This is a genomic window from Streptomyces sp. NPDC054840 (genome assembly GCF_053611065.1).
On record NZ_JBSGZP010000931.1, the window covers coordinates 1 to 2245 of the forward strand.

At 72.2% G+C, this 2245-nt stretch carries 2 protein-coding genes and 1 pseudogene; all 3 read left to right on the forward strand.

Features of this window, described 5'->3' with window-relative positions; genetic code table 11:
* Positions 1 to 641: HtaA domain-containing protein (locus tag ACWGIU_RS36090; protein ID WP_453712311.1), on the forward strand; the 641-nt coding region annotated here is incomplete at its 5' end.
* Positions 642 to 690: 49 nt separating this feature from the next.
* Entirely contained in the window at positions 691 to 2124 is a 1434-nt protein-coding gene (locus ACWGIU_RS36095; protein ID WP_453712312.1) for an HtaA domain-containing protein, read from the forward strand.
* Between the two features lie 19 nt (positions 2125 to 2143).
* Positions 2144 to 2245 (forward strand): annotated as a pseudogene (locus tag ACWGIU_RS36100) (PhzF family phenazine biosynthesis protein); the annotation flags it as partial.

A 2245-nucleotide genomic window follows, 5' to 3' on the forward strand; every position in this document is an offset into this window, starting at 1 on the left:
GCCAGGGCAAGTGGACCCTCGCCGAGGGCGCCCAGGACGGAGGCGCGCTCTTCCGCTTCCCGCAGGGCAAGGGCTCGTTCGACGGCGCGAAAGGCACTCTTGACGCAGCCTTCGCCGGTACGGTCCGGTTCACCGGCGCCCATCTGGACCTCACGCTCGGCAAGCTGGGCGTGAAGGTGGAGAACGGCAAGGGCGTCCTGTCCGCGGACGTCACCACCGGCGGCGCGACGAAGAACGCCGTCCCGCTCGTGGAGTTCGACGCCAGGGGGCTGAAGACCGAGGGCCGGCTGGCCACCCTGACCGAGGCCCCGGCCACCCTCACCGAGGGTGGTTCGCAGGCCTTCAACTCCATGTACAAGGCGGGCACCGAGATGGACCCCGTCTCGCTCGCCGTCGCCCTGGACTCCACCGCCCAGTTGCCCGCCCTGCCCGACCTGGGCTCGACGGCCTCGCCCGCCCCCGCCCCAGCGTCGCCGTCCGCCGAGCCCGCCCCCGCCGCGAAGGCCGCGGGGTCCTCGAACGCCGGGCTCCTCGCCGCTCTCGCCGTGGCCGTACTGCTCCTGGCCGGCGGCACCTTCCTGGTCGTGCGCAAGCGTCGTACGGCGGCCGCCTCACCGACGCCGACCGACGCGCCCCAGTAGGCATCCCCTCCTCTCCCCCTTCCCCCTGGTCCCTCAGGAGTACCCAGTCATGTCGTCCATCCGACGCCCGATCTCCCTCGCGGCCGCGGTCCTGACCGCCGCAGCGCTCGGCTCCACCGCCTTCGCCCTCCCGGCCACCGCCGCGGGCGGCCCGCCCACCGAACCGATGAAGATCACCGGCGGCACCCTCGACTGGGGCGTGCTCGCGAGCTACCGCGCCTACGTGACCGGCATGGCCAAGGGCACCATCACTGTCGCGGACGGAGCCAGGCAGAACGAGGACGGCACCCTGCGCTTCGGCGAGCCGTCCGGCACGTACGAGCCGGCCAACGGGCATGTGGTGAAGGCGGCCTTCAAGGGCAGCGTCACCTTCTCCTCGCCCGCCCCGCCGGCCGGCCACGGCTTCGAGGTCACGCTCTCGGACTTCCGTATGGACACCGGTACCAAGAAGCTCACCGCGGACGTCACCAAGGCCGGCGCGACCACCCAGGACGTGCCGATGGCCACCGTGGCCTTCGCCGGCCCGGTGATGGACAAGCTGGGGACCACGCTCACCAAGGAAGCCGCGGACGCGCTCGGTTACCCGGGCTACAAGGACAAGCCGGGTGACCCGCTCACCGCGAAGCTCGCCTTCGAGAAGCCCGCCCCCGAGCCCACCCCGGAGCAGCCCACCAAGAACCCGACGCCTCCGGCCGACGACACGCAGAAGGTGCTCAGCGGCAAGCTGACGTGGGGCGTGAAGGAGTCCTTCCGCACGTACGTGCTGAGCGCGGGCTCGATCACCCCGGCCGGCGGCGCCGCGAAGAACGGCGACACCTTCGACTTCGCCTTCGGCAAGGGTGACCTGGACGTCAAGAAGCAGAAGCTGAACGCCTCCTTCCAGGGCAACCTCCGCTTCCGGTACGCGGCCCATGGCATCGACATGACCTTCGGCAACCCCCGCGTCGAGGCCACCGGCGCGACGGGCACCCTCTTCGTGGACGTCAAGAACGGCTCCGGCGCCAAGACGGGTCTTCGCTTCGCCACGCTCGACCTGGCGAAGACCGACTACAAGACCAAGAACGGCCTCCTGGCGCTGACCGCGGTCCCGGCGGCCTTCACCGCCGAGGGCGCGGCCGCCTTCGCCAACGACACCACGGGGTCCATGTACAAGGCGGGCGACGCGATGGACCCGCTCAGCTTCGCCGTGGCGGTGGACAAGGACGTCGTCCTGCCGCCGACGACGGGCGGTACGACGGGCGGGACCGCGGGCGGGTCGAACGGCGGCACCGCCGGCGGAACCGGAGGCACCACGGGCGGTACGGCGGGCGGAGCCACCGGCGCCACGGGCGGCACCGTCGGCGGCTCCTCCGTCGGCGGCAACCTCGCCGACACCGGCGCCGAGATCCCGGCCGGGGCCCTGCTCACCACCTCCGGCGTGGTGACGGCGGCCGGCGCGGGCGCGGTGTACTTCGCGCGCAGGCGCCGTACGGCCCAGGTCTGAGCCGTGCTTCAATTCCCGCGTGAACGATCTCGACGTGTTGAAGGTCTTCTGCGCGGGTGACGGCCGCTTCGGCAATCTGCTCGGCGTCGTACGCGACGGCCGGACCTGCCCCGACGACGCG

Coding starts and splice junctions, on each gene's coding strand:
- ACWGIU_RS36095 (WP_453712312.1), top strand. CDS start 691: ATGTCGTCCATCCGACGCCCGATCTCCCTCGCGGCCGCGGTCCTGACC.